The sequence below is a fragment of the Eudoraea sp. genome (assembly GCF_049665975.1).
In the GTDB taxonomy this organism is placed as follows: Bacteria; Bacteroidota; Bacteroidia; order Flavobacteriales; family Flavobacteriaceae; genus Eudoraea.
The window spans coordinates 1-2,653 of sequence record NZ_JBATGR010000237.1; the positions used below are offsets into that span (position 1 = coordinate 1).

At 40.3% G+C, this 2,653-nt stretch carries 3 protein-coding genes; all 3 read left to right on the forward strand.

Annotated features, from left to right (window positions below; translation table 11 throughout):
• Window positions 1-406: response regulator transcription factor (locus WBN20_RS08775; protein WP_424281413.1), on the forward strand; the 406-nt coding region annotated here is incomplete at its 5' end.
• A 140-nt stretch (window positions 407-546) separates the two neighbouring features.
• A complete protein-coding gene (locus WBN20_RS08780; RefSeq protein ID WP_424281414.1) occupies window positions 547-1,716 on the forward strand; it encodes a hypothetical protein in 1,170 nt (389 codons plus the stop codon).
• 243 nt (window positions 1,717-1,959) lie between these two features.
• Window positions 1,960-2,598, forward strand: a complete 639-nt coding sequence (locus WBN20_RS08785; protein WP_424281415.1) for a class I SAM-dependent methyltransferase — start codon at window positions 1,960-1,962, stop codon at window positions 2,596-2,598.
• Window positions 2,599-2,653 lie beyond the last annotated feature (55 nt).

Here is a 2,653-nt window from a genome sequence, read left to right on the forward strand (position 1 = left end):
ATCTTCTATATCCCAATTCATATTGCTTATGACACGCATTCTTATTATTGAAGATGATGTGGGCATTCGCGGGAATACCGCAGAACTTTTACAGCTCGAAGGCTACCTTGTAACTACCGCTTCGAACGGTAGGACGGGTCTCGAAAAGATTGGCTGTGAAAACCCGGACCTGATACTCTGTGATATTCTTATGCCGGAGATGGATGGTTTTGCGGTACTTAGACATGTGGCGCAAGATCCTGATCTGAAAAGAATACCGTTTATTTTTTTTAGCGCGAAATCAGAAAAGATAGATGTTAAGGCAGGTATCGATGCCGGTGCGGATGATTACCTAACCAAACCGTTTGAACTTGAAGACCTTTTAATTACTATTGAAAAATACCTAAAAAAGCAGGAAATTTCTTAGACCCTAACATCTTAAAGAATAGTATTGGTATAATAGGTCGTTAATCAGTCACTATGGCTATCTTAATAATTTCAACCTACTGATTCAAATCATTTTGAGTTCTCTTTGATTTAGGTATTTTGCCTCAAAATAGTTGAGTCATGAATACTTCCGAAAAACATCCACTTCCTAAAAAAGACTTTGAAAACCTGGCCGAAATACGCAATCTTAATTGTGTTTCGATATTCCTGCCCATGGATAAAAAAGGCAAGGAACAGAACATGCATTTGGCGCAAGCTTTGCTTAGACAATGTATCAACGAAGTACAGAAAACGTTGATGGAACATCAAATGCATATGAATGAAATAGAGGAATATCTCCGACCTGTAGAGCAGCTTCTAGAGAAGGTGCAACTGTGGCGGAACCCCTCCGATGGATTGGCTATTTTTTTGGATTCAGAGAAGGGAATGAGATATTATTTGGTTCCCATACCATTCGAGGTAAAGACTTACGTAGCGGGCCATTTTTATCTTTTGCCCCTGCTACCATTATATTATAACGATGGGCTTTACTATCTATTGGATCTTAGCCAGGATTATGTAAAACTGTATGAAGCGTCACGGTACTCTTTTAAGGATCTGCATCTGGAGGATTTTGCGCCGGGACAGTTGGAGGATGCCGTTGGGTCCGATTATGAACAAAAGAACTTGCAGTTCAGAAGCGGGCAGGCTACGTACGGGGCATCGTTTCACGGTCAAGGCGCGGGAAAGGATGATGAAAAGGATGAATTGTTGCGGTATTTCAGGATGCTGGACGAAGGTGTAAAGAAAATCGCGTCAGATTCAAAGGCTCCCTTGGTACTTTCATGTATCGATAGGCTCTACAAGCTGTATGCCGAAGCGAATACGCATCACAATCTGTATGATAAGCACCTGTCAGGGGACCCCGAATATAAAAAGGATGATAAAAAACATCAAAAATCCTGGGTGCTAATTGAGGAATATTTTCGACGACCTCAGTTAAATAAGATTAACAAGTTCAACGAATTATTCCATACACAAAAGGCTTCTTATGAGATAGATGTCATTGTGAACGCCGCGCTCAATGGTAAGATTGATACACTCTTTATAGAAGAAGGCGCCGATTTATTTGGTATTTATGATAAGAAGGAAAATGAAGTTTTAATAGATAAAAATCGCGAAATCAATAATGTTTCGTTGATGAATTTGGCGGCCCTGGAAACTTTTGAACAAGGGGGTGAAGTGTATTTTTTGCCTTCTGAACAAATGCCCGTAAAGGAAAGTCCGATGAACGCTGTTTTTAGGTATTGATGGTTACCAACAGAAACACTCCGTATTACACAATTCGATAATCCTCATACTGAGACAAGGCATTGTGATGGCCTCTAGAGGAATTTAATTTTGAGGCGATGCCTTGTCTTTTTAGTAACATCCCTGGCTGGTATCCTAATCAGCGTCCTGTTTTTTACTTCTAAAAACCTGCCCCTATTGACATAGATCATTGCAGCTGGACTTAATTCTAATGATATTTAAGGAATCATAAACAGAAGCACGATGACACGCACAGAAATATTTGACAGACACGTAGAAGAATATGAAAAATGGTACGAAGACTATCCTGAAGTCTATCAATCCGAACTTGCCGCGATTAGGGAACAATTATTAAAACTACCGGAAAATATCAGAGGTATTGAAGTGGGTTTGGGAACCGGAAGATTTGCGCTTCCTTTAGGAATTAAAGAAGGCGTAGAGCCCTCCAGCGGAATGGCTGAAAAGGCCATCAACAGGGGAATAGAGATTATCGAAGGCTTAGCTGAACGCCTTCCGTATGGCGACCTGCAATTCGATTTTGTACTTTTTGTAACCGTTTGCCATTTGGCTAGTTTAAAGAATGCTTTGGCCGAAGCACACAGGGTCTTAAAACACGAAGGTTCTGTGTTGATCGGATTTTTGGATAAGGATAGAAGTATAGCGAAACAATATATAGAAAAACGCCATCGAAGTACGTTCTTCGCAAAGGCCAATTTTTATAGCGTAGACCGAATACAGACATTGCTAAAGGAAGCAGAATTCAAAAACCTGGAATTCAACCAGACCCTTTTTGGTGATTTAGACGAGATTGAGGAAATACAAATTCCAAAACCAGGTTTTGGAGAGGGCTCATTTGTGGTCGTAAGAGCCTCTAAGAAGTAAAAAGTCCTGTTTTTTCCCTTTGTTCGCGAATGGAATTTTTCATTGAACTGCCCAC